The 23,657-nt window shown below is 53.2% G+C and carries 24 protein-coding genes; 11 read left to right on the plus strand and 13 right to left on the minus strand.

Annotated features, from left to right (window positions below; translation table 11 throughout):
• Positions 1-33: 33 nt before the first annotated feature.
• Positions 34-246 (minus strand): fumarate hydratase FumD, encoded by a 213-nt coding sequence (gene fumD, locus DFO56_RS06630; RefSeq protein ID WP_045511526.1) that lies wholly within the window; start codon positions 244-246, stop codon positions 34-36.
• Positions 247-523: 277 nt separating this feature from the next.
• Here fumD and DFO56_RS06635 point away from each other — a divergent pair, with 277 nt between their 5' ends.
• Positions 524-1,969, plus strand: coding sequence for a flagellin (locus DFO56_RS06635; protein WP_045511644.1), 1,446 nt, complete (start codon positions 524-526; stop codon positions 1,967-1,969).
• 165 nt (positions 1,970-2,134) lie between these two features.
• Here DFO56_RS06635 and DFO56_RS06640 read toward each other — a convergent pair whose 3' ends face one another.
• On the minus strand, positions 2,135-2,350 hold the full coding sequence (locus DFO56_RS06640; RefSeq protein ID WP_045511646.1) for a hypothetical protein: 216 nt from the start codon (positions 2,348-2,350) through the stop codon (positions 2,135-2,137).
• Positions 2,351-2,613: 263 nt separating this feature from the next.
• Positions 2,614-3,369, minus strand: coding sequence for a YdiY family protein (locus DFO56_RS06645; protein ID WP_044489379.1), 756 nt, complete (start codon positions 3,367-3,369; stop codon positions 2,614-2,616).
• A 291-nt stretch (positions 3,370-3,660) separates the two neighbouring features.
• Between DFO56_RS06645 and pfkB the strand changes: the two genes are divergently transcribed.
• The 3 genes from pfkB to DFO56_RS06660 all read left to right on the plus strand — a co-directional run bounded on the left by pfkB (position 3,661) and on the right by DFO56_RS06660 (position 5,958).
• Positions 3,661-4,593: a 6-phosphofructokinase II gene (gene pfkB, locus DFO56_RS06650; protein WP_045511529.1), complete on the plus strand. Its 933-nt coding sequence runs from the start codon at positions 3,661-3,663 to the stop codon at positions 4,591-4,593.
• A gap of 110 nt (positions 4,594-4,703) precedes the next feature.
• Complete coding sequence (gene ghoS, locus DFO56_RS06655) at positions 4,704-4,994, plus strand: type V toxin-antitoxin system endoribonuclease antitoxin GhoS (RefSeq protein ID WP_020453994.1); 291 nt, start codon at positions 4,704-4,706, stop codon at positions 4,992-4,994.
• A 103-nt stretch (positions 4,995-5,097) separates the two neighbouring features.
• A complete protein-coding gene (locus tag DFO56_RS06660; protein ID WP_045511531.1) occupies positions 5,098-5,958 on the plus strand; it encodes a fructosamine kinase family protein in 861 nt (286 codons plus the stop codon).
• Positions 5,959-6,002: 44 nt separating this feature from the next.
• On the opposite strand, the gene DFO56_RS06665 is transcribed toward DFO56_RS06660, so the two are convergent.
• A complete protein-coding gene (locus tag DFO56_RS06665) occupies positions 6,003-6,539 on the minus strand; it encodes a YniB family protein (RefSeq protein WP_017456544.1) in 537 nt (178 codons plus the stop codon).
• Positions 6,540-6,683: 144 nt separating this feature from the next.
• On the opposite strand from DFO56_RS06665, the gene hxpB reads away from it, so the two are divergent.
• From hxpB to DFO56_RS06685, 4 genes are all read left to right on the plus strand, one after another.
• Positions 6,684-7,352, plus strand: a complete 669-nt coding sequence (gene hxpB, locus DFO56_RS06670; RefSeq protein WP_045511534.1) for a hexitol phosphatase HxpB — start codon at positions 6,684-6,686, stop codon at positions 7,350-7,352.
• 147 nt (positions 7,353-7,499) lie between these two features.
• On the plus strand, positions 7,500-8,261 hold the full coding sequence (gene kduD / locus DFO56_RS06675; RefSeq protein ID WP_045511536.1) for a 2-dehydro-3-deoxy-D-gluconate 5-dehydrogenase KduD: 762 nt from the start codon (positions 7,500-7,502) through the stop codon (positions 8,259-8,261).
• A 97-nt stretch (positions 8,262-8,358) separates the two neighbouring features.
• Entirely contained in the window at positions 8,359-8,949 is a 591-nt protein-coding gene (locus DFO56_RS06680) for a metal-dependent hydrolase (RefSeq protein WP_020453999.1), read from the plus strand.
• A gap of 130 nt (positions 8,950-9,079) precedes the next feature.
• The gene (locus DFO56_RS06685; RefSeq protein WP_020454000.1) at positions 9,080-10,471 is read left to right on the plus strand and encodes an L-cystine transporter; all 1,392 of its coding nucleotides are present in this window, start codon (positions 9,080-9,082) and stop codon (positions 10,469-10,471) included.
• Between the two features lie 85 nt (positions 10,472-10,556).
• Here DFO56_RS06685 and cedA read toward each other — a convergent pair whose 3' ends face one another.
• Positions 10,557-10,799, minus strand: coding sequence for a cell division activator CedA (gene cedA, locus DFO56_RS06690; protein WP_017456539.1), 243 nt, complete (start codon positions 10,797-10,799; stop codon positions 10,557-10,559).
• A gap of 215 nt (positions 10,800-11,014) precedes the next feature.
• On the opposite strand from cedA, the gene katE reads away from it, so the two are divergent.
• On the plus strand, positions 11,015-13,270 hold the full coding sequence (gene katE, locus DFO56_RS06695; RefSeq protein WP_045511539.1) for a catalase HPII: 2,256 nt from the start codon (positions 11,015-11,017) through the stop codon (positions 13,268-13,270).
• Between the two features lie 68 nt (positions 13,271-13,338).
• On the opposite strand, the gene osmE is transcribed toward katE, so the two are convergent.
• Positions 13,339-13,677: an osmotically-inducible lipoprotein OsmE gene (gene osmE, locus DFO56_RS06700; protein ID WP_017456537.1), complete on the minus strand. Its 339-nt coding sequence runs from the start codon at positions 13,675-13,677 to the stop codon at positions 13,339-13,341.
• Positions 13,678-13,930: 253 nt separating this feature from the next.
• Between osmE and nadE the strand changes: the two genes are divergently transcribed.
• Together nadE and cho are read left to right on the plus strand one after the other, a co-directional pair.
• Positions 13,931-14,761 carry an ammonia-dependent NAD(+) synthetase gene (nadE, locus tag DFO56_RS06705; RefSeq protein ID WP_045511542.1) on the plus strand — a complete coding sequence of 277 codons (831 nt, stop codon included), beginning with the start codon at positions 13,931-13,933 and terminating at the stop codon, positions 14,759-14,761.
• 82 nt (positions 14,762-14,843) lie between these two features.
• Positions 14,844-15,707, plus strand: coding sequence for an excinuclease Cho (gene cho, locus DFO56_RS06710; protein ID WP_020454003.1), 864 nt, complete (start codon positions 14,844-14,846; stop codon positions 15,705-15,707).
• Here cho and ves read toward each other — a convergent pair.
• From ves to DFO56_RS06745, 7 genes are all read right to left on the minus strand, one after another.
• A complete protein-coding gene (gene ves / locus DFO56_RS06715; RefSeq protein ID WP_020454004.1) occupies positions 15,704-16,261 on the minus strand; it encodes an environmental stress-induced protein Ves in 558 nt (185 codons plus the stop codon). The two genes, cho and ves, sit on opposite strands and share 4 nt — an antisense overlap.
• A gap of 310 nt (positions 16,262-16,571) precedes the next feature.
• Positions 16,572-17,051 (minus strand): ATP-independent periplasmic protein-refolding chaperone Spy, encoded by a 480-nt coding sequence (spy, locus tag DFO56_RS06720; RefSeq protein WP_045511546.1) that lies wholly within the window; start codon positions 17,049-17,051, stop codon positions 16,572-16,574.
• Positions 17,052-17,365: 314 nt separating this feature from the next.
• Complete coding sequence (gene astE, locus DFO56_RS06725; RefSeq protein WP_020454006.1) at positions 17,366-18,331, minus strand: succinylglutamate desuccinylase; 966 nt, start codon at positions 18,329-18,331, stop codon at positions 17,366-17,368.
• Between the two features lie 11 nt (positions 18,332-18,342).
• Positions 18,343-19,668, minus strand: coding sequence for an N-succinylarginine dihydrolase (gene astB, locus DFO56_RS06730; RefSeq protein ID WP_045511549.1), 1,326 nt, complete (start codon positions 19,666-19,668; stop codon positions 18,343-18,345).
• Positions 19,665-21,143 (minus strand): succinylglutamate-semialdehyde dehydrogenase, encoded by a 1,479-nt coding sequence (gene astD, locus DFO56_RS06735; RefSeq protein WP_045511552.1) that lies wholly within the window; start codon positions 21,141-21,143, stop codon positions 19,665-19,667. The genes astB and astD overlap by 4 nt, the downstream gene beginning before the upstream one ends.
• A complete protein-coding gene (gene astA, locus DFO56_RS06740) occupies positions 21,140-22,189 on the minus strand; it encodes an arginine N-succinyltransferase (protein WP_020454009.1) in 1,050 nt (349 codons plus the stop codon). Before astA ends, astD begins: the two co-directional genes overlap by 4 nt.
• Entirely contained in the window at positions 22,186-23,406 is a 1,221-nt protein-coding gene (locus tag DFO56_RS06745) for an aspartate aminotransferase family protein (RefSeq protein WP_045511648.1), read from the minus strand. The genes astA and DFO56_RS06745 overlap by 4 nt, the downstream gene beginning before the upstream one ends.
• Positions 23,407-23,657 lie beyond the last annotated feature (251 nt).

A 23,657-nucleotide genomic window follows, 5' to 3' on the forward strand; every position in this document is an offset into this window, starting at 1 on the left:
CGTGCCTTTCTTTATCATATCCAGCCTGCTTTTTCAGGCGTTGTAACCTAAAGCGCGGATCACGGTTTCCATCGCTTCTTGCGTTATCCCGGAACGCTTAATTTTTGTATTGGCCAACATAGTTCTGACCACCCCGACAATCACAATATGTTTAGGTTCTTGTCCGAGATCGCGCATCTCCAGCACGACTTTCCCCACTACGCGGCACATCTCGTCATATAACGCTTCGTCTTTTGATGTTCCCATTTCACCTCCGGTGGCGATGGTTTTGATAAGCAGCCTGCCTCACGAAGAATGCGGCTTACATCTGTAAAAGAGTCAGTAAAGCATATTGTTAGCAACAACTGTACACTGCCTCTATCCCCTGACAGCGTGAAGAGGTAACGCAACAGGCCTTTTTCTGCACACCATCTATTTTCAGACACTTGCACAAAGTTAAATTTTTCTGCGAATTTACCTTAAAGTTACTCACCCCTTTGCCGATGATTAATTCATTAGCGGTCTGAATGAATTAATGACGGTAATGCAGGCAATCAATCATAATGAGTTTATCGGGCTGAACCTCACTACCCGAAAAAAAACGTCTTCTTCGCTTCAGGAAAGTATTGAACGTCTGTCATCGGGGTTGCGCATTAATGGCGCGAAGGATGATGCTGCCGGGCAGTCTATCGCTAATCGCATGCGCTCTAACGCCAGTGCGGATAGCGTGGTATCGCGTGGTCTTGATGATGCTATCAGTATGGCACAGACCGCCGATGGCAGTTTGAACACTGTTAGCGAACTTCTGATCCGGGCGAAAAGCCTGGCCATACAGTCAGGAAATAGCACCCTCCCGGAGAATGACCGGCAAAGCATTCAGAACGAATATCAAAATATTCTTAACAATATTCAGTCAATCTCAGAGGGTACCGAGATTTTTGGACGCTACCCGTTGGCTACTGATTCACCCGAACTGCCACCGGAGTTGATTGGTGATGTGCCGCCGTTAAACGTCAAGTTTCCGGTTCAGGGTACCAATTATTCGTTCAGTTCAGGCATTGTCTCGCTGGCCTACATCCCTGCCGGTTCGACGAATATTGCTATTACCATTGATTCACTGGGCCTGGATGATGACATTCAGTTATTCACGCGCGATGGTAAGCATCTGGCCGGTACACCAATTAACGGCGCAGCCCCGGACTATACATGGAAAAGTCGTGGCATCACGGATTCAGCGAAAGCGACCAGCCGGGTTCTGACCGAAGCCAACGGTTTTGCGCATGGCGCTACCTACGACGATTCTTTACTGATTGATGGCGGCGCAGCCTGGGCGCTAAACGGTAGCGAAACGCTGAATTACAACGGTATGGCTATTGCTTACAGCGGAGATGGTGACCGTTACGAACCGGGCAATGCTTACAATGATGGTAGCAACGGTTCAAACCGACTTGAGCGCGTAAAGATCGATAACGTTACGGAAGACTTGGTGGTAATGATCGTCGGCAGTGGCTCTTTTACCAGCAACTTAACCTGGGGAACTCTGCCAAAACCAACAATAACGCCGGCGGAACCGCCAAAGCAGAGCCGCCCGTGGGAGGTCGTAACCAGCGCGAACGTTGGGGATGATATCCAATCCGTAACCATGCCTGCCACTCCGGCTGATGTGAAATCACTGGGTTTAAACGCGACATCCTTGCAAACGGCGGCCTCAGCAGGTGTCGCAATGGGTGCGCTTGACAAAGCACTCGAGAAAGTAAGCGGCTGGCGCGCGCAATATGGCGCGTATATCAATCGTTTTGAATCGAATAAATCGGTACTGGCACAGCAAAATGTTGCAACACAAGCGGCGAAGAGCCGGATTGAAGATGCGGATTACGCGCTGGAAGTCAGTAAGATGGCAAAAGCGCAGATATTACAGCAGAGCCAGGATATGGTGCTAAAAGTCGCTAACCAGTCTGCAGAAAATATTCTGGCGCTTCTTCGTAGCTAACATTGTATTTTCACTTCATTTAATAACAGCACTTAATAACAAAATCATTTTTCGCCCGCAGCGAAATAACCTTATCTTACAAAATCCGCATTGCCGCACAAATACAAAAAACCGGTACGACTAAATCCGGTTTTTTTAAAGTTAATGAATTAACTGAAAACGTATTTAGTTCCACTCGCCCGCAACCAGGGTATGTGCGTTAAACGCATTGTCATTTGAACCCTGCGTTGAATGAGACACCGGAACCATATTGGAACCCGCTTCAATGTTGGTGATGTTAGTGTTAGTCTGGCTGGCAGTTACTGCAGGCTGAGCCGCGAAAACGCCAAAAGAGAGTGCAGAAAGCACGACGGCGACCGCAGCGGTTTTGATTTTTTTCATAATTAAATTCTCATACTTGAATAACAACATTAACTGGCTGGGCTTTTTTGCCCGTGTTGTTAGTGTAGATCTGGATCACACTTTTGCACAGTCAATTTATTTATCTATTCGTGTCAAATAAACTGAATGTGTAACCCAAATATTAATTGTGAGTAAATTATGAAGAGAAAAGAATACTTAAACGAAATTGAAAAAGGAATAGTGGAATGAAAAGAGCACAAATTAACAAATAAAAGATGGGCCGATATTTTCGGCCCAACAAATTACATTTTATAGCCTAACGTTACCGTCGTTCTGCGATCGGTATGATCCGGCGCCGTTGACGGTGGCTGGGAGTTCCAGGTCAGGTTATACGCAACTTTCAGAGCAAAGTGCGCGTTAATCGCTACGTTCAGCGCTGTTTCTGAGTTCACGGTGGTATCGTCCGCACCAAATACGGAAACACCCTGCGTGAATTTCGTGGTATCGGTCATCTGCCAGGCGTAGGTGCCGGAAGCATAACCGAGCCCAGTCGTTTTCGTGTTGCCGTCGGTGTACTTGTCATAACGAACACCAGGACCGAATTCAAAGCGCAGGCTGTGAACCGGACCATTCAGGAACTGACGACCATAACCAGCAGTCAGCACGTCGCGATCGCTATAGCCGTTATAGCGGTCAGTTAACCAGCTCGCCTGGCCAAACAGGTAATCGTAATCCGTCATGTTATAACGGCTACGGCCACCTACTGCGTATTTTTCAGACGAACGCACATCATTTGACGATGTATTGCTGGCGTTGCCCCACAAAGACCAGGCGGTAGTCTCGCCGTACCAGGTCAAGGTGGAATCAGCAGTCAAAGAGGAACTCTTTGTATTGCCGGACTGAGCCAGATAACCACCGTTTACACCGCCTTCAAACGGCGCTTTAGCGGTAGAGGGATCATCCATGACAGTAAAAACGGTATCATCTGCAAACGCGTGCATTGATACAAACACACCCGCCGCCATCACAAGCACGGGTACTGTCTTCAAAAGCTTCATTTATTTAGAGTCCGAACAGCAAAAAAAGAGACCAACACGGTCCCGGAAACTTTCATTAGGATCAATGACCAGCGGTCCAAAGAAAGGTAACAAATTATAAAAAGGCCGCTTAAACAGATCAATGAAATCTTATTTGATTTTTTGAATAAGAGGGATCTCAAAACAGCAAAAAAGGTTATTAATAACTGCTGCGCATTAAATCAATATCATTTTGAAATCATGCCCTTAATTCCTTTCCCTTCTGCCTTAACAGTGCCAGGCTTACATCAGTCTGAGAAAAAGGAGGTCAACATGGCAGCTATATACACCCTTACGCTGGCGCCTTCGCTTGATAGCGCGACACTGACGCCACAAATTTATCCCGAAGGTAAACTGCGTTGTACGGCACCCGTTTTTGAGCCAGGCGGCGGCGGCATTAATGTTGCTCGCGCGATTGCCCATCTGGGCGGTAAAGCAACGGCAATATTTCCCACTGGCGGCGCAACGGGTGAACATCTCACCGCATTACTGGCAGATGAGAACGTACCGACCGTAACCGTAGCCACACAAGACTGGACGCGGCAGAACCTGCACGTTCATGTCGAGTCCAGCGGTGAGCAATACCGGTTTGTTATGCCTGGTGCCGCATTGAATGAAGACGAGTTTCGCCAGATTGAAGAGAAAGTCCTGACGATTGAGCGTGGCGCGATTTTGGTGATAAGTGGCAGTCTGCCTCCGGGTATCGAGGTTGAAAAGCTGACACAGTTAGTTAAAGCTGCGCAAAAACAGGGAATTCGTTGCATTGTCGATAGCTCGGGCGAGGCGCTAAACGCAGCGCTCGCAATTGGTAATATCGAACTGGTAAAACCCAACCAGAAGGAGTTGAGCGCGCTGGTCGGCAGAGAGCTAACCCAGCCTGATGATGTGCGCAAAGCCGCGCAGGAGATCGTTCAGGCGGGCAAAGCCTTGCGCGTGGTCGTCTCCCTTGGCCCGCAGGGAGCGCTGGGCGTGGATGCTGAAAACTGTGTTCAGGTCGTACCGCCGCCGATGAAAAGCCAAAGCACGGTGGGCGCTGGCGACAGCATGGTTGGCGCAATGACGCTCAAACTTGCACAAGATGCGCCTTTTGATGACATGGTACGTTTCGGCGTCGCCGCCGGGAGTGCAGCCACCATCAACCAGGGTACTCGTTTGTGCGAGCAGGAAGACACGCAAAAGATCTACGACTATTTGCGCCATGCCTGACGTACCTCCCCTTCCGACTGGAAGGGGAAATATCAAATATCTCCGCGGTGGTCGACAAATGTCACTCGCCGTCTATGCTAAAAAACATCAAGATAACAACGAGGTGTAAGATGGGCAGCGATGGCATCACCCGCTACGTAGTTGAGGTCAAATTTCATGACCAGACGCTGACAGACATCAATGAGATCAATAACCACTTTACACGTGCCGGCTTTCTCCTCACGATGACAGATGATAACGGCAACGTACACGATCTTGGCACCAATACGTTCGGTTTCATCAGTGCGCTTAATGAAAAAGAGGTTCATGCGCTGGCAAGTGGGCTTGCTGAAAGCGCCGTGGACGAAGAGACGGAAATCACTGTCACCACCTGGGAGGCGTTCCAGAAACAGGAACATTAAGTGCCTTTCCACCGTTGCGTATGCCGGCGTGCGTTAAGTCGGATTTTTCAACAGCTGTAGTGCGCTAACCTTATGATCTGGCTGATTACATGGGAGAGACATCATGTGGCAAGCGATAAGTGGTCTGTTAAGCGAACAACTGGGTGAAGGCGAAATTGAACAACGCGACGAACTGCCCGGTGGCGAAATCCATGCCGCGTGGCACGTACGCTACGCCGGGCGCGATCTCTTCGTAAAGTGTGATGATCGCGCACTGCTCCCCATTTTTACGGCCGAAGCCGATCAGCTCGCCCTGCTGGCACGCAGCAATACCGTGCGTGTCCCTGCGGTTTGGGCGGTGGGTAGCGACCGCGACTACAGCTTTCTGGTTATGGAGTATCTTCCTGCCCGCCCGCTTGATGCGCACAGCGCGTTTCAGCTGGGTCAGCAGTTAGCGCGCCTGCACCAGTGGAGCGATCAGCCGCAGTTTGGCCTCGATTTCGACAACGATCTTTCCACCACGCCGCAGCCCAACGCCTGGCAGCGCCGCTGGTCAACGTTTTTTGCCGAGCAACGCATTGGCTGGCAGTTAGAACTGGCGGCGGAAAGAGGGCTGGAGTTTGGCAATATCGACGCAATTGTCGAACACGTTCAGCAACGGCTGAGTTCTCACCAGCCGCAACCCTCGTTATTGCATGGCGATCTTTGGTCGGCCAATTGCGCCCTTGGGCCTGACGGTCCTTACATCTACGACCCGGCTTGCTACTGGGGCGACCGTGAGTGTGACCTGGCGATGCTGCCGCTGCACCCGGACCAGCCGCCGCAAATCTATGACGGTTACCAGTCCATCTCCCCGCTTCCTCCAGATTTCCTCGATCGCCAACCCCTTTACCAGCTTTACACTTTGTTTAATCGGGCAATCTTATTCGGTGGCGAACATCTGGTGAATGCGCAAAAAGCGCTGGATCGCGTGCTGGCGGCGTGAGTGCTGTGCTCAGACCCGGGGCGCAACGCCTCGGGTTTGAGGTGTTACAGAAAACCGAGAAGCGTAAAGAAAAAATAGCCTGCAACAATGATTATCACCGGTAATACATAGAGCGGGAAAATTTGCAGAAAGATGGTGTGGTGTGGCACGACAATGCGTGCTTCAATTTGCTCACGCGTTAACCCTTCCGGTCCTTTGGCTTTCTCGAGGATCATCTGATTTTCCACACCTTCACGCAAAAAACGCGCCTGGCGGCTCATGCGCGCACCGGACGCCTGCAGCGCCAGCCCGACAAAGATCAGTACATAGATAATCCAGAACATGATGTTCAGACTTTGGTGGAAATCAGGCGTTGGCGAGTTGTACCAAAAAAGATTCAGGAATGGCGTGTTAAAACGCATCATCTCAATGATCACATGGGCGAAATCAAGCATCACGGCATTGATGCCCGGCTGTTTTTCGCTGTGATCGTACATAAACTTCAGTACAGAAATTATGGTCGAAATGACGGCTGGAATAAAAATCACCCAACCCAGAACGCGTTTCAGTACGGCGATGCGTCCAGCTTGTTGATACGTCATGGATTCCCCTTGTAAGTGACGCACTGTTTGCGCCTTAGTCTACCTTCTGATAACCATTTTCGCCTGATCTTTAAAGGCAGTATGATGAATGCTTAACCATAATTTCGCTTTTATCCCTGCAAAATCCGTGAATAGAGAGGTGTTATGTCTGCCCCGCGACAAATTCTTGCTGCCATTTTTGATATGGATGGATTACTGATTGACTCTGAACCGCTCTGGGATCGCGCCGAACTCGAGGTTGTGGCAAGCCTTGGCGTCGACATTTCAAGGCGCAATGAATTACCGGATACGCTTGGCCTGCGCATCGATATGGTGGTTGAAATGTGGTATGCCCAGCAGCCGTGGAATGGTCCGAGCCGTCAGGAAGTCACCGAACGCATCATTCAGCGCGCCATATCCCTTGTTGAGGAAGAGCGCCCGTTGCTGCCTGGCGTACGTGAAGCCGTCGCGCTATGTAAAAACAGCGGACTGGCAGTAGGGCTGGCATCTGCGTCGCCGCTGCATATGCTGGAAAAAGTGCTGACTATGTTCGATCTACGCGACAGTTTCGACGCACTCGCCTCCGCGGAAAAGTTACCCTACAGCAAGCCGCACCCGCAGGTTTATCTGGACTGTGCGGCAAAACTGGGCGTAGACCCGCTCACGTGTGTAGCGCTGGAAGATTCGGTTAACGGCATGATTGCCAGCAAAGCGGCGCGGATGCGTTCCATCGTTGTGCCGGATGCCGAACATCGCACGGACCCGCGTTATGTGCTTGCTAACGTGAAACTCGAAAGTCTCGAACAGCTTACCCTCACACATCTGCTCGGTTAATTTCTCCTCTGGGGTGATACCGATCGCCCCATCACTTCTCATTTTTGAAACACCATTTCATTTTTATTTGTATTTTCGCTGTCCGCCTTCTATCCTGATCTTCAGGCGCAGATGCCCATGACAACAATTTATAACGCCGGAGTAAATATGATACTGGAAGCCTTTAAGCTTGCGGGTAAAGTGGCTATCGTCACCGGGTGCGACACCGGGCTGGGTCAGGGAATGGCATTAGGGCTTGCGGAAGCGGGCTGCGATATTGTCGGTGTTGGCCGCAAAGTGCCGCAGGAAACCGCCTCCCGCGTGCAGGCCTTAGGACGCCGTTTCCATGCGATTCAGGCAGATCTTCGCCACCAGCACGGTCTAGAGGAGGTGGTTAAGCAAGCCGTTGCGACATTTGGGCACATTAACATTCTGGTGAATAACGCGGGCACGATCCGCCGCTGCGATGCCATTGATTTCAGTGAGCAAGACTGGGATGACGTGATGAACCTGAACCTGAAAACGGTCTTTTTTCTCTCTCAGGCGGTGGCACGGCAATTTATCGCTCAGGGTAATGGCGGTAAAATCATTAACATCGCCTCGATGCTCTCGTACCAGGGCGGTATCCGCGTGCCTTCATATACGGCGTCCAAGAGCGGGGTCATGGGGCTGACACGTTTACTGGCAAACGAATGGGCGCCCCATCAGATTAACGTGAACGCGATAGCACCCGGCTATATGGCGACCAATAATACGCAGCAATTGCGCGAAGATGCGGAACGCAGCCAGGAGATCCTTGAACGTATCCCGGCCGGACGCTGGGGAGAACCAGAAGATCTGAAAGGCGCTGCGGTGTTTCTGGCCTCAAAAGCGGCGGATTATATCAATGGTTACACCCTTGCCGTCGATGGTGGCTGGCTGGCGCGTTAAGTGCTCAGGATTGTGACAAAGAGTTACACCGTCACCTCTTCCGCCTACTGTACAAACATCCTATACTGTATGCATCGACAGTTGAGTGAGTTTGACCATGACGGCGGAAGGACACCTGCTTTTTTCCATTGCTTGCGCGGTGTTTTCCAAAAACGCTGAGTTAACGCCCGTCCTCGCCCAGGGTGACTGGTGGCATATTGTCCCGTCCGCTATTCTCACCTGCCTGCTGCCGGATATCGACCATCCCAAATCCTTTCTCGGGCAGCGTCTGAAGTGGATATCAAAACCTGTCGCCCGCGCTTTCGGGCATCGGGGATTTACGCATAGCCTGCTGGCGGTTTTTCTGGCACTGACGCTCTTTTATTTAAAAGTGCCGGAAAGCTGGATAGTGCCCGCCGATGCGCTACAGGGAATGGTGGTGGGTTATCTCAGCCATATTCTGGCGGACATGCTTACTCCTGCGGGTGTACCGCTGCTCTGGCCCTGCCGCTGGCGCTTTCGTCTGCCGCTGCTGGTGCCGCAAAAAGGGAATCAACTGGAGCGCGTATTATGTATGGCGCTCTTTACATATGCGGTATGGATGCCGCAAACATTGCCCGAAAACGGTGCAGTCCGCTGGTCATCGCACATGATAACGTCGCTGCAAGATCAGTTTAATCGCTTTATTCATCAGCAATCTGAACATTAAACCGGCATTTCTCAGGTTTTTGATATAACCCATTCCATTTGGATATAAGCCCGTTTCGGCACTTCTGCTAACCTTGCGCAACAGGAGCGGCCGAGAAGGCCGACCGAATAATGATATCAGGAGAACGGGAATGAATTTTCCACTCATCGCGAACGTTGTAGTGTTCGTGGCACTGCTGTTTTTGCTGGCGCAGGCGCGTCACAAACAGTGGAGCCTGGCAAAAAAAGTACTGGTCGGTTTAGGCCTTGGCGTGATCTTTGGTCTCGCGCTGCAGGCTATCTACGGTTCTGATAACCCGGTACTGAAAGATTCCATCCAGTGGTTCAACGTCGTCGGCAATGGCTATGTTCAGTTGCTGCAAATGATTGTCATGCCGCTGGTTTTCGCCTCAATTTTGAGCGCCGTTGCGCGGCTGCATAACGCGTCACAACTGGGCAAAATCAGTTTTCTGACCATCGGTACATTGTTGTTCACCACGCTTATCGCTGCGCTGGTGGGGGTACTGGTGACCAATCTGTTCGGTTTGACGGCGGAAGGTCTGGTGCAGGGAACGGCAGAAACGGCGCGTTTGAATGCTATTCAAAGCAACTATGTCGGCAAAGTGGCCGATCTCACCGTGCCGCAATTGCTGCTCTCTTTCGTACCGAAAAACCCGTTTGCCGACCTGACCGGCGCAAACCCGACATCAATTATCAGCATCGTTATCTTCGCTGCTTTCCTTGGCGTTGCGGCACTGAAGCTGCTGAAAGATGACGCGCCGAAAGGCCAGCGCGTTCTGACCGCTATCGATACGCTGCAAAGCTGGGTGATGAAACTGGTACGCCTTGTGATGCAACTGACACCGTATGGCGTGCTGGCGCTGATGACCAAAGTTGTCGCCGGTTCTAACATTCAGGACATCATCAAGCTGGGTAGCTTCGTTATCGCCTCTTACCTTGGCCTGGGCATTATGTTTGTAGTGCACGGTCTGCTGCTTGGCGTGAACGGCGTTAGCCCGCTGAAATTCTTCCGTAAAGTATGGCCGGTACTGACATTTGCCTTCACCAGCCGCTCCAGCGCTGCATCCATTCCGCTGAACGTGGAAGCGCAAACGCGTCGTCTGGGCGTACCGGAATCCATCGCCAGCTTCTCCGCCTCTTTTGGTGCAACCATTGGGCAGAACGGCTGTGCGGGGCTTTACCCGGCGATGCTGGCAGTGATGGTAGCTCCGACCGTTGGCATCAACCCGCTGGATCCGCTGTGGATTGCCACTCTGGTAGGGATTGTCACCGTGAGTTCCGCAGGCGTAGCAGGCGTTGGTGGCGGTGCGACTTTTGCCGCGCTTATCGTGCTGCCTGCGCTGGGCCTGCCGGTAACGCTGGTGGCGCTGCTTATCTCTGTTGAACCGCTTATCGATATGGGCCGTACCGCCCTGAACGTCAGTGGTTCCATGACCGCCGGTACGTTAACCAGCCAGTGGCTGAAACAGACCGATAAAGCGGTGCTGGACAGTGAAGAGGACGCCGAACTGGCGCACCGTTAATCACCCGGCAAGAAATAAATAATGCCACTCGCTCCCTGGGGCATTGATTGACAATGAAACCGCCTGCAATGTCAGGCGGTTTTGTTTACTCTTCTTCTATCTCGCCTTCCTGGCGCATTTGCAGCGCCCAGCGCTGCGCGGCTTCCGGGACACTAAAGATCGGCGAGCGGCGAAACTTTTCCCCCATCAACACAAACGCCACATACTTGCCACGCAGCAACCAGACATCACGATAGCCATCCACTTTTGAGGCGTGATCGGGGGGAGCCGGTTCGACACGCGGGACATAGCTGATAATGGCTCGGTTTTGTTGACGATAAGATTTCATAAGCGATGCGTTCTACAGACAAATTCTTCAAACATTAAAGACCTATCATAGCCGATTGTGAGCCTGTACGTCGCGCCTGGCACCACTTTCTCTGATTTTTCACTTCCTTTCCGCCTCCTGATTAACCAGGTTAACGCAGCACGTTGTTCTATAGTTAGAAGGGTTTTAAGGAAACATCGACCATTTTTCAGCAATGAAAACAGGAGACGAGTTCAATGTCGCACAACGAGAAAGACCCTCATCATCACGCCCCGGTTCATGACGCTAACGAATCCCGCCCAGGGCTGGACTCCCTGGCCCCTGAGGACAATTCGCACCGCCCTTCCCCGCGCCCCACAGCACCCGGCGAGCAACCGACCGCGCCGGGGAGCATGAAAGCGCCGGACACGTCGAATGACAAGCTGAACGCGCTGGAGCCTTACCGCAAGGGTGGCGAAAATTATCCCCTTACCACTAACCAGGGCGTGCGCATTGCCGATGACCAAAACTCCCTGCGCGCGGGAAAACGCGGCCCAACACTGCTGGAAGACTTTATCCTGCGGGAGAAAATCACCCATTTCGACCATGAACGCATCCCAGAACGAATCGTGCATGCGCGCGGGTCGGCGGCACATGGTTACTTTCAGCCCTATCGTAGCCTGAGTGATATTACCAAAGCGGATTTTCTCTCTGATGCGGATAAAATCACCCCGGTATTTGTCCGTTTTTCTACCGTGCAGGGCGGCGCGGGTTCAGCGGACACCGTTCGTGACATCCGCGGATTTGCCACCAAGTTCTACACCGAAGAAGGCATTTTTGACCTGGTTGGCAACAATACGCCGGTCTTTTTCATCCAGGATGCGCATAAATTCCCCGATTTTGTCCATGCGGTAAAACCAGAGCCGCACTGGGCGATCCCGCAGGGTCAAAGCGCGCATGACACCTTCTGGGACTATGTGTCGTTACAGCCCGAAACCTTACATAACGTGATGTGGGCGATGTCCGATCGCGGCATTCCGCGCAGCTATCGCACGATGGAAGGTTTTGGCATCCACACATTTCGCCTGATCAACGCCGAAGGCAAAGCCACGTTTGTGCGCTTCCACTGGAAACCGCTGGCAGGCAAGGCATCGCTGGTGTGGGACGAATCGCAAAAACTGACCGGGCGCGATCCGGATTTCCACCGTCGCGAGTTATGGGAAGCCATTGAAGCTGGCGATTATCCGGAGTATGAGCTGGGGTTACAGCTGATCCCGGAAGAGGATGAATTCAAATTTGATTTCGACCTGCTGGATCCAACCAAGCTGATTCCCGAAGAACTGGTTCCCGTGCAGCGCGTCGGAAAAATGGTATTAAACCGTAACCCGGATAACTTCTTTGCCGAAAACGAGCAGGCTGCGTTCCACCCAGGGCATATCGTGCCCGGTCTGGATTTTACCAATGACCCGCTACTGCAGGGGCGTCTGTTCTCCTATACCGATACGCAAATCAGCCGACTCGGCGGGCCGAACTTCCATGAAATCCCCATCAACCGCCCAACTTGTCCGTACCATAATTTGCAGCGCGACGGCATGCACCGCATGGAGATTGACACCAATCCCGCTAACTATGAACCAAACTCCATCAATGATAACTGGCCGCGGGAAACACCGCCCGGCCCGAAACGCGGTGGTTTCGAGACTTACCAGGAGCGCGTCGAAGGGGAAAAAATCCGCGAACGCAGCCCCTCATTCGGTGAATATTACGCACATCCTCGCCTGTTCTGGTTAAGCCAGACACCGTTTGAACAACGCCATATTATTGACGCTTTCAGCTTCGAGTTGAGCAAAGTAGTGCGCGCGTATATTCGCGAACGTGTGGTGGATCACCTGGCGCACATTGACGTGCATCTGGCGCAAGGTGTAGCGGAAAACCTTGGTATCACCCTGAGCGACGATCAGTTAAATATCGCCCCGCCGCCGGAAGTGAATGGATTGAAAAAAGATCCTTCGCTGAGTCTTTATGCCATCCCGGATGGCAACGTGAAAGGCCGGGTGGTGGCAGTTTTACTGCATGATAAGGTTAGCGCAGCGGATGTACTCAACGTATTGCAGGGGCTGAAAGCCAAAGGCGTTCATAGCAAGCTGCTCTATGCGCGAATGGGCAACGTGACTGCGGATGATGGCTCCGAATTACCGATTGCCGCTACCTTCGCCGGATCGCCGTCGCTGACGGTAGATGGCGTCATTGTTCCCGGCGGCGATATCAGCGATATCCTGCAGAATGGCGACGCGAAATATTATCTGCTGGAAGCCTATAAACACCTGAAAACTATCGCGCTTGCGGGTGATGCACGGCAGTTTAAGCGCTTACTGGATGTGGATGACCAGGGAGAGGACGGTATTGTCGAGGCGGATAACGCCACGGCGAATTTTATGGATGATTTTCTGACGCATCTTACGGCGCACCGCGTCTGGTCGCGCATCAGCAAAATCGATAGCATCCCGGCGTAAGCGTTATTGCAGCCATAAAAAACCGGCCAACTGGCCGGTTTTTTATTTGCTCAGGCTAAAAACCGAAATTACTGCTTAGCTTGCGGGTCGGTATCATACTCGGCGCAGGTCTGGTAGCCGGAGTTCATGACGTGACCAGTTTCATCCAGCGCAACGAAATAGGTTTCGGTTTTGCCGTCACGTTGACCCAGAATATAGGTCTGGCAAGTACCGCGCGCGTGGATCATCGTAACTTCAGAAGAAGGACGGCCAGCAACCTGCATAACCTGCTGGCGGCTCATGCCTTTTTTCACATCTTTCACCACCGGCTGAGAAACCTGATCTTTTGCACGATCGTAAGCCGTACAACCCGCCAGCATAGTCAGCACTGCAGCTGCGCCCAGAATTCCTGCGATGTTCTTATTCATATTCCATCCTCTTTTGTATCCGCTTGTGTATCAGCGTGTTATCTAAGCCTGGAATATAAAATTGCATTTTTCAACTAACAGACGGCATTGGTATAACTTTCGGAGAAATCTAATAAAAGTGAGATAAGCTGCTAAAACGCCGTAAATTGCGGCACTCAAATCTGTGATCCTTGTCGTTTTACCGCCAAAGGGTTAATTTGACCCTATTATCTATTTGCACCCTGCAAAGCAGGACAACACAACGGAGGGGTAAATGACTCTGCAACAAGAGATTATTCAGGCGTTAGGCGTGAAGCCCACGGTCAATGCCGAAGAAGAAGTTCGCCGCAGCGTGGACTTTCTGAAAACCTATCTGAAAACCTATCCTTTTTTGCAAACGCTGGTGCTTGGCATTAGCGGTGGCCAGGACTCCACGCTGGCCGGGAAAATCAGCCAGATGGCAATCAGCGAACTGCGCCAGGAAACGGGTAATCAAGCATATCAGTTTATCGCCGTCCGCCTGCCTTACGGTAAGCAAGCGGATGAACAGGATTGCCAGGATGCCATCGCGTTTATTCAGCCGGATCGCGTTCTGACCGTCAATATCAAAGCCTCAGTGCAGGCAAGCGAGCAGGCGCTGCGTGACACAGGCATCGAACTGAGCGATTTCGTGCGCGGCAATGAAAAAGCGCGCGAACGTATGAAAGCGCAATACAGCATTGCGGGCATGACGAAAGGCGTGGTGGTTGGTACCGACCATGCCGCCGAAGCGGTGACCGGTTTCTTCACCAAATATGGCGATGGCGGCACTGATATCAACCCGCTTTTCCGTCTGAACAAACGCCAGGGTAAACAGTTACTGGCTTACCTGGGCTGCCCGGAACATCTTTATAAAAAAGCGCCAACGGCCGACCTGGAAGATGATCGCCCTTCACTGCCCGATGAAGCCGCACTGGGCGTAACTTACGAAAATATCGATGATTATCTGGAAGGGAAAACGCTGGACGCCAGTATCGCGAAAATCATTGAAGGCTGGTATGTGAAAACGGAGCACAAGCGCCGCCCGCCTATTACCGTATTCGACGATTTCTGGAAACAGAAATAACCCACAGGCGGCGCAAGCCGCCTCTTTTTTAGACACTTATTGGCTGCTATACTGGATGGGTAAACAGTATCAGGAGTCTTTTGTGGTCAGGCGTCAATCCGCCCCGCGTCTTGAATTCGAAGCGGCGGCAATCTATGAATATCCGGAACATCTTCGTCCGTGGCTGGAAGCAATGCCCAAACAGCCCGGCGTCTATATTTTTCACGGCGAAAGCGAGGCGATGCCGCTTTATATCGGTAAAAGCGTCAATATCCGCAGTCGTGTGCTGTCGCACCTGCGCACGCCCGATGAAGCGGCGATGCTGCGTCAGTCGCGGCGTATTACCTGGATTTGTACCGCCGGTGAGATTGGCGCGCTGTTGCTCGAAGCGCGGCTGATTAAAGAACAACAGCCGCTATTTAATAAGCGTCTGCGCCGTAATCGCCAGCTCTGCTCGCTTCGCCTTAGCGGTGAAAAACCGCAAGTGGTGTATGCCAAAGAGGTGGATTTCTCCTCCTCTCCCAATCTGTATGGCCTGTTTGCCAACCGTCGCGCCGCATTGCAAGCGCTGCAGTCGATCGCTGATGACGAAAAGCTGTGCTACGGGCTGCTGGGTCTGGAATCGCTAAGTCGCGGCCGGGCTTGTTTTCGATCCGCATTACAGCGCTGTGCCGGGGCATGTTGCGGCAAAGAGACGCGTGAAGCACATGATGAACGCCTGGCTGCTGCGATGGCACGCCTGCAACTGGTCTGCTGGCCATGGCGCGGTCCAATCGGGCTAAAAGAGAGCGCTGCGGGAATGACGCAATATCACATTATTCACAACTGGCTATGGTTAGGTTCAGTTGATGAGCCCGCCGCTGCCGCGCAACTGCTGCGTTTACCGGCGGGTTTCGATCATGACGGCTACAAAATTCTCTGCAAGCCGCTGCTTTCCGGGGAGTACGAAATCATTGAACTGGGTTAATGGCCGGGCAGCCAGGTGATTTCACTGAACAGTAATTGCCCTTCTGACTTTAGCAACCGCAGAGTTTGTCGCCCTTCCTGCCAGTAGGCGCCCTGATCGGCGGTCAACAATTTATCGCCCAATTGCCATGCCCCGCTCAGAACGAAAATAACGCCGCCGCGTGTACCAATAGTGGTAAAGGTGCGATCGGCGATACGCACTTTCGCCTGGCAGCGATCGCGGCGCGTCATCACATTAAAATCCAGCGACATGCGCCCGTCTGAAAGTTCAGCCCTGACCGGCTGCTCACCGGCAAAAGTAAAGGGCTGGTGGTGTTTAAGCGTGTGGCTGAAAGCACCTCCGCCGTTCAGCGTCACTTCGCCGCCTTCAATAAGGGTTATTACTCGATCCACACCGGGAAATTGCGGAAAATCACCGTTGCTGGCCAGCGAAGCGATACTGGCTCGCCAGTTAAAATCACGTGTTGCGGGTGGAAAACAGCAAATTTCTCGGGTTTCGCCCGCCCCATTACGCCAGAGATTTACCGGCATTTTACGGATATCAAAGAATTCCATCATCACTCCTGAAGGGCGCGGTGCTTCACCTGCGCCGCTGCCTCTTCGGACAGCCTGCATCATTGTTATTGTTTACTTTGCCATGTGTGAGTTATCGGCAGCCGACACGATTTGCCTTAGGCTACTGCGCAATCAGACATGTAAAAAATCATAAATTTCAGATAAGTAACATCGCCGTAAAAACGGGGTTTAACGAGGATACCGCGCCAGTAGCGGCTGGCAAGAGGGAAACAAGAAAAAACCGCCGGTTCTGCCCATCACGTAAAACAAGCGATGAGCAAAACCGGCGGTCTTAAGGAGGGGCGCTGAATTATTCAGCAGGTGCAGGAGGCATTTTACCTTCCGCTGCCGGATGTTCTGTCAGACGCTTCTCAAAATTCGCATTGAACTGCTTTTTCTGTTCCGGTGTCAGAATGTTGTAAATCTTGTTCTGCGTCTCCATACGTTTCAGCATAACGTCTTTATGCTGCTGTTCCATTTTGGTGATTTGCGCTTCAGCTTTCGCGCGGTCAAAGCTGTCGCTGGTAATGATGTCATGCATTGCGCGCATCTCTTCCACCGGCGGACGTTTCATCTCTTCGCGCTGGCTTTTCATGATCTCGCGGATTTGCTGTTTCTGCGCATCGGTCAGGTTCAGGCCTTTGAACATCATATCGTGCGGGCCTTTACCTTTGTGGTGCATCATGGGTTGCGCGTCAGCGGGTGCGGCGGTGGTATCCGCAGCATGAGCCAGACCTGCAGCGCCAAAAGCCAGGGTAGAGGCAACAAACAGAGCAGTCAATTTACGCATAATTTTATTCCTTACTTCGGTTTTACTTACGGCGGTTGCCGTGTTGACGCTAATCACTTTACTGGCTTTATCGTCAATTAATCAGAGCGACGGTAAAACAATGAAAGTGTAAATATCATTTTTACGTCAAATGTGAAGGAAATAAGGATAAAGCGTGGAGAGTCGAAAATTAAATATTCAACATACTGATTAAAAAGGAATTATGGATAATCTTAAATCAACGTTGTTTATTAATAAAGCGCTTCAACAGGATAATTCTGCAATTTATTTAAGAAAACCATAAAAATAAGCCCTGCGTGAACAGGGCTTGCTGTTTAATTAATTTTCTCGAGCATAAGTCCGGCACGTAAGCCAATGGCAACATTCGGATTCGGAAACAAAACATACTCCTGTTCATGTTGCACCACATACCGCTCGCCGCGATCTTCTGCCAGCAAAGTACCCGCACTGAAGGCCGTAAAATTGAGTGTATCCGCACTCATGAAGAGTTTAAATTCTTCACTGTGGCGGGTCAGTTGCTGCACTACCCGATAGCGCAGCGGCGTGTTTTCCGTATCCGGTGCGGGTTCGCCCGCCAGTAACGCCGCCAGCGCCCAGGCCGTGCGCTGGAACTGGCTTAGATCGTTTTCACCAAATGGTAACGCTTTGCCAAGCTCCAGTGTGCAAGCCAGCGCATTAAAATGCTCACAGCTGTAATGGGTAAAGGTGCCACCTGGTGCCTGGTGAAACACCAGCGCCTCCAGCCCTGCGTCACCCAGCCATTCCAGAAACGGTTCATCCCAGGGCTCGGCTCGCTGTGGCAGCACGCCAAAGCGCACATGATGCGAACCGCGGATCGCGGTATGTAAATCCAGATGCCAGCGCACCTCATCGCCCGCCGCAAAGAAATGCGTCACCGCTCGTTCAAGCTGGGCGGCGCGCACTGTTTCATCGTTGGGCGGCAACTGCTGCCAGCGACCACCAAACATCCGGTTGAGATCGTTATGCAAAAAACGCTTGTTTTGCGCCAGCGCCTGCGGGTTTCCAAGGATCACCAGTAGCCGCCAGGTGAGTGGCTGTTCGCCCGCAAAGACATTTTTAAGCAACAGATCCAGCATCTCCACCGGCGCGGTTTCATTACCGTGGATAGCACACGAGATGACCAGCGATCGCCCGACGGATTGTTTCGGGATCAGTTCCAGAATCCCTTGTTCGTGCCACAACCAGTGAATACCGCCCGACTCCCCTGACATTTTTCGCGGGATATCGCCCGCAAGCGTTGCAGCAAGAAAGTTATCCATACGGCCTCCGGTTAACGCTGGAAGGGATACACCGATCCCAGATTCAACAACTGCGTTAATCGGTCCAGCGCTTCCCGCCCCTCGCGTAAAAGCTGCGGATCGGCTAAATCCGCTTGCGTCAGCCGATCGCGATAGTACCGATCCACCCAGTCATTGAGGGTGGCAAACAAACTGTCATTCATCATTACTGCCGGGTTAACGGCCTGCTGCTCCGCCTCGGTAAGCACCACACGCAAGCGCAGGCACGCCGGACCACCGCCGTTCGCCATACTTTCACGCAGGTCAAATACTTTAAGCTCACTGATCGGGTTATCCTGCGCCAGCAGCGTGTTCAGATAGCGCCACACCCCGGCATGTTCCTGTGACTCCTGCGGCAATACCAGCAACATGCTGCCATCATCACGACTCAGCAGCTGGCTGTTAAACAGATACGTTGCCACCGCATCGCTAACCGAAACAGCCTGCTGCGGAACTTCAATTGCCATAAATCCCGGTACTTTAGAGTGTAGCTCGGCCAGCACACGAGCCTGGTTAGCAAAGGCCAGTTCGTGACAAAAAAGCACCTGTCGGTTCGAAACGGCAATCACATCGTTATGAAACACGCCCAGATCGATAACGTCCGGGTTTTGCCGGGCGAAAACCACCTGCTCTGCGCGCACCTGATTGATACGCGCCACCGCCTCGCTGGCTTCGCGCGTCTGGCGCGCCGGATAGCGCGCCGGGGCATCCTGGCTTGCGTACTCCCGGCCATAAACGAAGAGTTGCACACCCGCTTCGCCGTAATCACCGCCAAAGCGGTTATGGTTCGCCGCGCCTTCATCGCCAAACATGGCAACCTGCGGCAGCGCCGGGTGGACAGCAAACGCTGTTTCATCGCGAAAGATGGCGCGCAGCACGGCTTCTGTGGTCGGGGCTTCCATTGCGCGGTGGAATTTATTATTCAGGTTAGCAACCGTAAGATGCACTTTGCCATCCAGCGCATCCGCCGACGGGCAGACGGTAGCCGCGTTTGCGACCCACATCGACGATGCCGAGCTGGCAGCGGAGAGGATCTGCGGCGCTTGTGCGGTAGTTTTTTCCACTACCTGCTCATCGCTGCCGCTGAAACCAAGCTGCCGCAAGACCGCGATATTAGGGCGCTCCTGCGGCGGGATCACCGCCTGCGGGAAACCCGCGTCGGCGAGCGCTTTCATTTTCAGTAGCCCCTGCTTTGCCGCCAGTTTAGGGTTAGAAACCTGAAAACGGTGGCGGGTCGAGGCCTCATTACCAAAAGATAATCCGGCGTAATGGTGCGTTAGCCCAACCAAGCCATCGAAGTTAACCTCACGTGCTTTCATGGCTGCGCCTCGCGAGAGAAATCCAGTCCCGGGCTGAGCGTCTGTGGCAACATCAACGCGGGAGATTCAAGACTCGCCATCGGCCATGCGCAGTAATCCGCTGCGTACCACGCGCTGGCGCGATGGTTACCCGAGGCGCCCACGCCGCCAAACGGCGCGGTACTGGCCGCACCGGTCAACGGTTTATTCCAGTTGACGATCCCGGCGCGCGCTTCCAGCAGCAGTTGATCAAATTTTTGCCGATCCGGTGAAATTAACCCGCAGGCCAGCCCGTAGCGCGTGTCGTTCGCCATACGGATTGCCTGATCAAAATCGTCATAGCGCCAGACACACAGCAGCGGGCCAAAAACTTCTTCGTCCGGCACTCCCGCCACGTCCGTCATCTCGATAATCCCCGGCGTCAGCAGCGAGGTTCCTTCCGCTAACAGGCGCGGTGCCAGCAAAGTTTTACCGCCGCGAGCTTCGTGCGCCTGCCAGGCCTGGTAAACCTGCTGCGCCGCCTGGGGTGAAATCAGGCCACCGAAAAACGGCGCGGGTTCCGCATCCCAGGCCTGCGGTTGCAGCCGCGCGCTCACTTCCACCAGCCGCGCCAGAAAGTCATCGCCCGCTTTAGAACGCTTAACCAGTAAGCGGCGTGCGCAGGTGCAGCGCTGCCCGGCGGTAATAAATGCTGACTGGATCGCCAGATGGACGGCGGCATCGGTATCGTCAGGATCTTCAACAATTAGCGGGTTATTGCCACCCATCTCCAGCGCGAGAATTTTTTCTGGCTGCCCGGCAAGCTGGCGGTGAAGCTGATATCCCGTATTGGCGCTGCCGGTAAATAACAATCCGTCCAGCCCCGGTAATGCGCTCAGCGCCTGGCCGGTCTCACGCCCGCCCTGCACCAAATTCAGCACGCCTGCGGGCAAACCCGCTTGCTCCCAGAGTTTGACCACCGCTTCGCCGGTCCACGGCGTGAGTTCGCTGGGTTTAAAGATCAATGTATTACCCGCGAGCAACGCCGGGATAATATGCCCATTCGGCAGATGACCAGGGAAGTTGTAAGGCCCGAAAACAGCCAGCACCCCGTGCGGGCGATGGCGCAGTGTTGCGGCACCATCTGCCATCTCCGTGTGTTGTTCCCCGGTACGCACGTGGTACGCCTTTACCGATATTGAGGCTTTGTTGATCATCGCCGTCACTTCGGTCGCCGCTTCCCAGCGCGGCTTACCGGTTTCGCGGGCGATGATTTCGGCCAGCGCCGCTTTGTTGGTCTCCAGTAGCGCCGCGAATTTCTCGACAATCGCCTGTCGCTCAGTAAAAGCCTGCCGCGCCCACTGCGGGAAAGCGTCGCGCGCGGCCTGATACGCCAGCACCACTTGCTCGCTATCGGCATCAAAGCCGTGCCACAACGCTTCGTGGCTTACCGGGTTGGTTTTGACGCGGCGTTCGCCCTGGCCTGTTACCCAGTCACCCTTAATCCATAAACTCATTTTGTTTTCTCCTCGCCACTTTTCTCTTCGGCACACAGTCGCACCAGCCGCACGGTATCCCCCGGCTGGCACTTCAGCGCATCCAGTTCGGCAGCCGTTAAGAGCAAACGCTCGGTGTTTGGATCCGCGTAAATAAGCATGGCGCGGAATTGCTGGTACTGCTCATTGGAGACCATACACGCGGGCCATTCACCCGGTGCACGCTGGCCTTCGCCTGCCGTCACCAGGCGGCTTTTGCGAATCGCCCGCACCCGATCAACATCGCATTCGAGCGTCGGCCCGCCATCAAAAATGTCGACATAGTTACGGTAGCGAAAGCCCTCTTTTTCCAGCACCGCACGGGCCGGTGCCGTCTGTGGATGCACCTCGCCAATCACCGCTTGCGCCTCTTGTGAAAGAAAGTGGGTATAAATAGGGTGCTTTGGCATCAGCTCCGCGATAAAGGCTTTTTGCCCGGTGCCGCACAGATAATCCGCCCGGCTGAACTCCATCGAAAAGAAACGCTTGCCCAGGCTCTCCCAGAAAGGCGAATAACCGTGCTCGTCAATCACGCCGCGCATCTCGGCCACTACTTTCTCATTAAAGCGCTCGCGGAATGCCGCCATAAACAGAAAGCGGGATTTCGACAACAGATAGCCGTTGCCCTCTTTACGCCAGGCGGGATCGAGAAACAGTGTGCAGAGTTCGCTGCTACCGGTGTGGTCGTTACTGAGAAACAGCGTTGGCAGCGCGTTATAGACATTCAGCTCTTTCGAAGCATGCACCTGGGTCCCGACCCGGTAGTTATACCAGGGATCGTTCAGACCCACCGCGACCTCAATGGCGCAAATGCCCGCCACCTCGCCGCTTTGCGTCTCTTCCAGCACAAAAACATACCCTTGCTCACCCTTCGGCAGCTCGCCCTGCCAGGTACGGCGCGAACGTTCAATCCGCGCAGCAAGCGTTGCTTCATCAACCGGCAACGACGTCAGGCCGCCACCGGTTTTTCCGGCCAGCCGCATCAGCGCCGGTAAATCGCCTTCGGCGACAGGACGGATCACCATCATGATGCGTTCTCCGCAATGAATTTTTCACAGGCGCGGGCAACACGCGCAAGCCCGTCGCGGATCTCTTCTTCGCTGATATTCAACGCCGGAGCGAAACGCAGCACATTGCCACCGGCAATCAACACCATTGCGCCTTCTGCTGCTGCCAGTTGTGAAAGTTGTTTTGCTTTTCCGGCATACTCAGGAGCCAGTTGACAACCGATCAGCAACCCTAAGCCGCGGATTTCACTGAACAGGTGATAACGGTCATTGATCGCCGCAAGCTGCTCCGTAAACCATTGATGGCGTTGCTTCACGCCAGTCAGGGTTTCCCGCGTGTTGACGATATCGAGCAACGCACCCGCCACCGCGCCGGCCAGCGGGTTACCGCCGTAGGTCGTACCGTGAGTACCGACATTCATCACTTTGCCAAACTGTTCGGTGGTCAGCATCGCGCCAATCGGGAAACCGCCGCCCAACGCTTTTGCCGTGGTCAGCGCATCCGGCGTCACGCCGTAATGCATATAGGCATACAGCTCGCCAGTACGACCAACGCCGGTTTGCACCTCATCAAAAATCAGCAGCGCGTTATGACGGGTACACAGCTCGCGCAACCCTTGCAAAAACGCCTGGCTGGCCGGCACCACGCCGCCTTCACCCTGCATCGGCTCGACAATAACGGCACAGGTATCGTCATTAATTAAGGCGCTGGCGGAGGCCAGATCGTTGAACTGCGCATGCTGGATTTGCGGCGGCAACGGCGCAAAATCTTGCGAATAAGCCGGTTGCCCGCCCGCGCTAACGGTAAATAAGGTGCGTCCATGGAACGCATTCTTGAACGCGACAATGCCGCTTTTATGCGGGCCAAAGGTATCGTGGGCATATTTGCGCGCCAGCTTCAGCGCCGCTTCGTTTGCCTCGGCACCGGAGTTACAAAAGAAGGCGCGATCGGCAAAGGTCGCGTCCAGCAGGCGTTTCGCCAGTTTCAGCACCGGCTCGTTGGTGTAACCGTTGCCGGTATGCCAGAACTTCGCCGCCTGCTCGCTGAGCGCTTTACACAGCGCGGGATGCGCATGCCCCAGCGCATTCACCGCAATCCCTCCGGCAAAGTCGACATACTCTTTACCCTGCTGATCCCACAAGCGGGAGCCCTCACCGCGTACCGGAATAAAAGGCGCAGGCGCGTAGACAGGCAGCATCCATTGATCAAAGTTTTCACGCGTAATTGACAGAGACATAGCGACCTCATCCGGTAAATAAATAGTTGAAAAAATGTTAACGAATATGAACGTTTTCGCTGTAAATGTAGATTGCACGGTTCGTGCCAGCCAGCGATAAAACTGCATAAACGACTTTCAGCAACGAAATTTCAATAACTTAAAACCTATCGCCATTCACTTTATTTGCATAAAAAGTGAATAACCAGAGATCCAAATGAGGTGGAGAGGGAGTAAAGACGCCTGTTTATGCAATTAGAAATTTTAATTAT

This window comes from Kosakonia sp. AG348, from assembly GCF_003337365.1.
Classification (GTDB): Bacteria; Pseudomonadota; Gammaproteobacteria; order Enterobacterales; family Enterobacteriaceae; genus Kosakonia.

Coding starts and splice junctions, on each gene's coding strand:
- fumD (WP_045511526.1), bottom strand. CDS start 246: ATGGGAACATCAAAAGACGAAGCGTTATATGACGAGATGTGCCGCGTA.
- DFO56_RS06635 (WP_045511644.1), top strand. CDS start 524: ATGCAGGCAATCAATCATAATGAGTTTATCGGGCTGAACCTCACTACC.
- DFO56_RS06640 (WP_045511646.1), bottom strand. CDS start 2,350: ATGAAAAAAATCAAAACCGCTGCGGTCGCCGTCGTGCTTTCTGCACTC.
- DFO56_RS06645 (WP_044489379.1), bottom strand. CDS start 3,369: ATGAAGCTTTTGAAGACAGTACCCGTGCTTGTGATGGCGGCGGGTGTG.
- pfkB (WP_045511529.1), top strand. CDS start 3,661: ATGGCAGCTATATACACCCTTACGCTGGCGCCTTCGCTTGATAGCGCG.
- ghoS (WP_020453994.1), top strand. CDS start 4,704: ATGGGCAGCGATGGCATCACCCGCTACGTAGTTGAGGTCAAATTTCAT.
- DFO56_RS06660 (WP_045511531.1), top strand. CDS start 5,098: ATGTGGCAAGCGATAAGTGGTCTGTTAAGCGAACAACTGGGTGAAGGC.
- DFO56_RS06665 (WP_017456544.1), bottom strand. CDS start 6,539: ATGACGTATCAACAAGCTGGACGCATCGCCGTACTGAAACGCGTTCTG.
- hxpB (WP_045511534.1), top strand. CDS start 6,684: ATGTCTGCCCCGCGACAAATTCTTGCTGCCATTTTTGATATGGATGGA.
- kduD (WP_045511536.1), top strand. CDS start 7,500: ATGATACTGGAAGCCTTTAAGCTTGCGGGTAAAGTGGCTATCGTCACC.
- DFO56_RS06680 (WP_020453999.1), top strand. CDS start 8,359: ATGACGGCGGAAGGACACCTGCTTTTTTCCATTGCTTGCGCGGTGTTT.
- DFO56_RS06685 (WP_020454000.1), top strand. CDS start 9,080: ATGAATTTTCCACTCATCGCGAACGTTGTAGTGTTCGTGGCACTGCTG.
- cedA (WP_017456539.1), bottom strand. CDS start 10,799: ATGAAATCTTATCGTCAACAAAACCGAGCCATTATCAGCTATGTCCCG.
- katE (WP_045511539.1), top strand. CDS start 11,015: ATGTCGCACAACGAGAAAGACCCTCATCATCACGCCCCGGTTCATGAC.
- osmE (WP_017456537.1), bottom strand. CDS start 13,677: ATGAATAAGAACATCGCAGGAATTCTGGGCGCAGCTGCAGTGCTGACT.
- nadE (WP_045511542.1), top strand. CDS start 13,931: ATGACTCTGCAACAAGAGATTATTCAGGCGTTAGGCGTGAAGCCCACG.
- ves (WP_020454004.1), bottom strand. CDS start 16,261: ATGGAATTCTTTGATATCCGTAAAATGCCGGTAAATCTCTGGCGTAAT.
- spy (WP_045511546.1), bottom strand. CDS start 17,051: ATGCGTAAATTGACTGCTCTGTTTGTTGCCTCTACCCTGGCTTTTGGC.
- astE (WP_020454006.1), bottom strand. CDS start 18,331: ATGGATAACTTTCTTGCTGCAACGCTTGCGGGCGATATCCCGCGAAAA.
- astB (WP_045511549.1), bottom strand. CDS start 19,668: ATGAAAGCACGTGAGGTTAACTTCGATGGCTTGGTTGGGCTAACGCAC.
- astD (WP_045511552.1), bottom strand. CDS start 21,143: ATGAGTTTATGGATTAAGGGTGACTGGGTAACAGGCCAGGGCGAACGC.
- astA (WP_020454009.1), bottom strand. CDS start 22,189: ATGATGGTGATCCGTCCTGTCGCCGAAGGCGATTTACCGGCGCTGATG.
- DFO56_RS06745 (WP_045511648.1), bottom strand. CDS start 23,406: ATGTCTCTGTCAATTACGCGTGAAAACTTTGATCAATGGATGCTGCCT.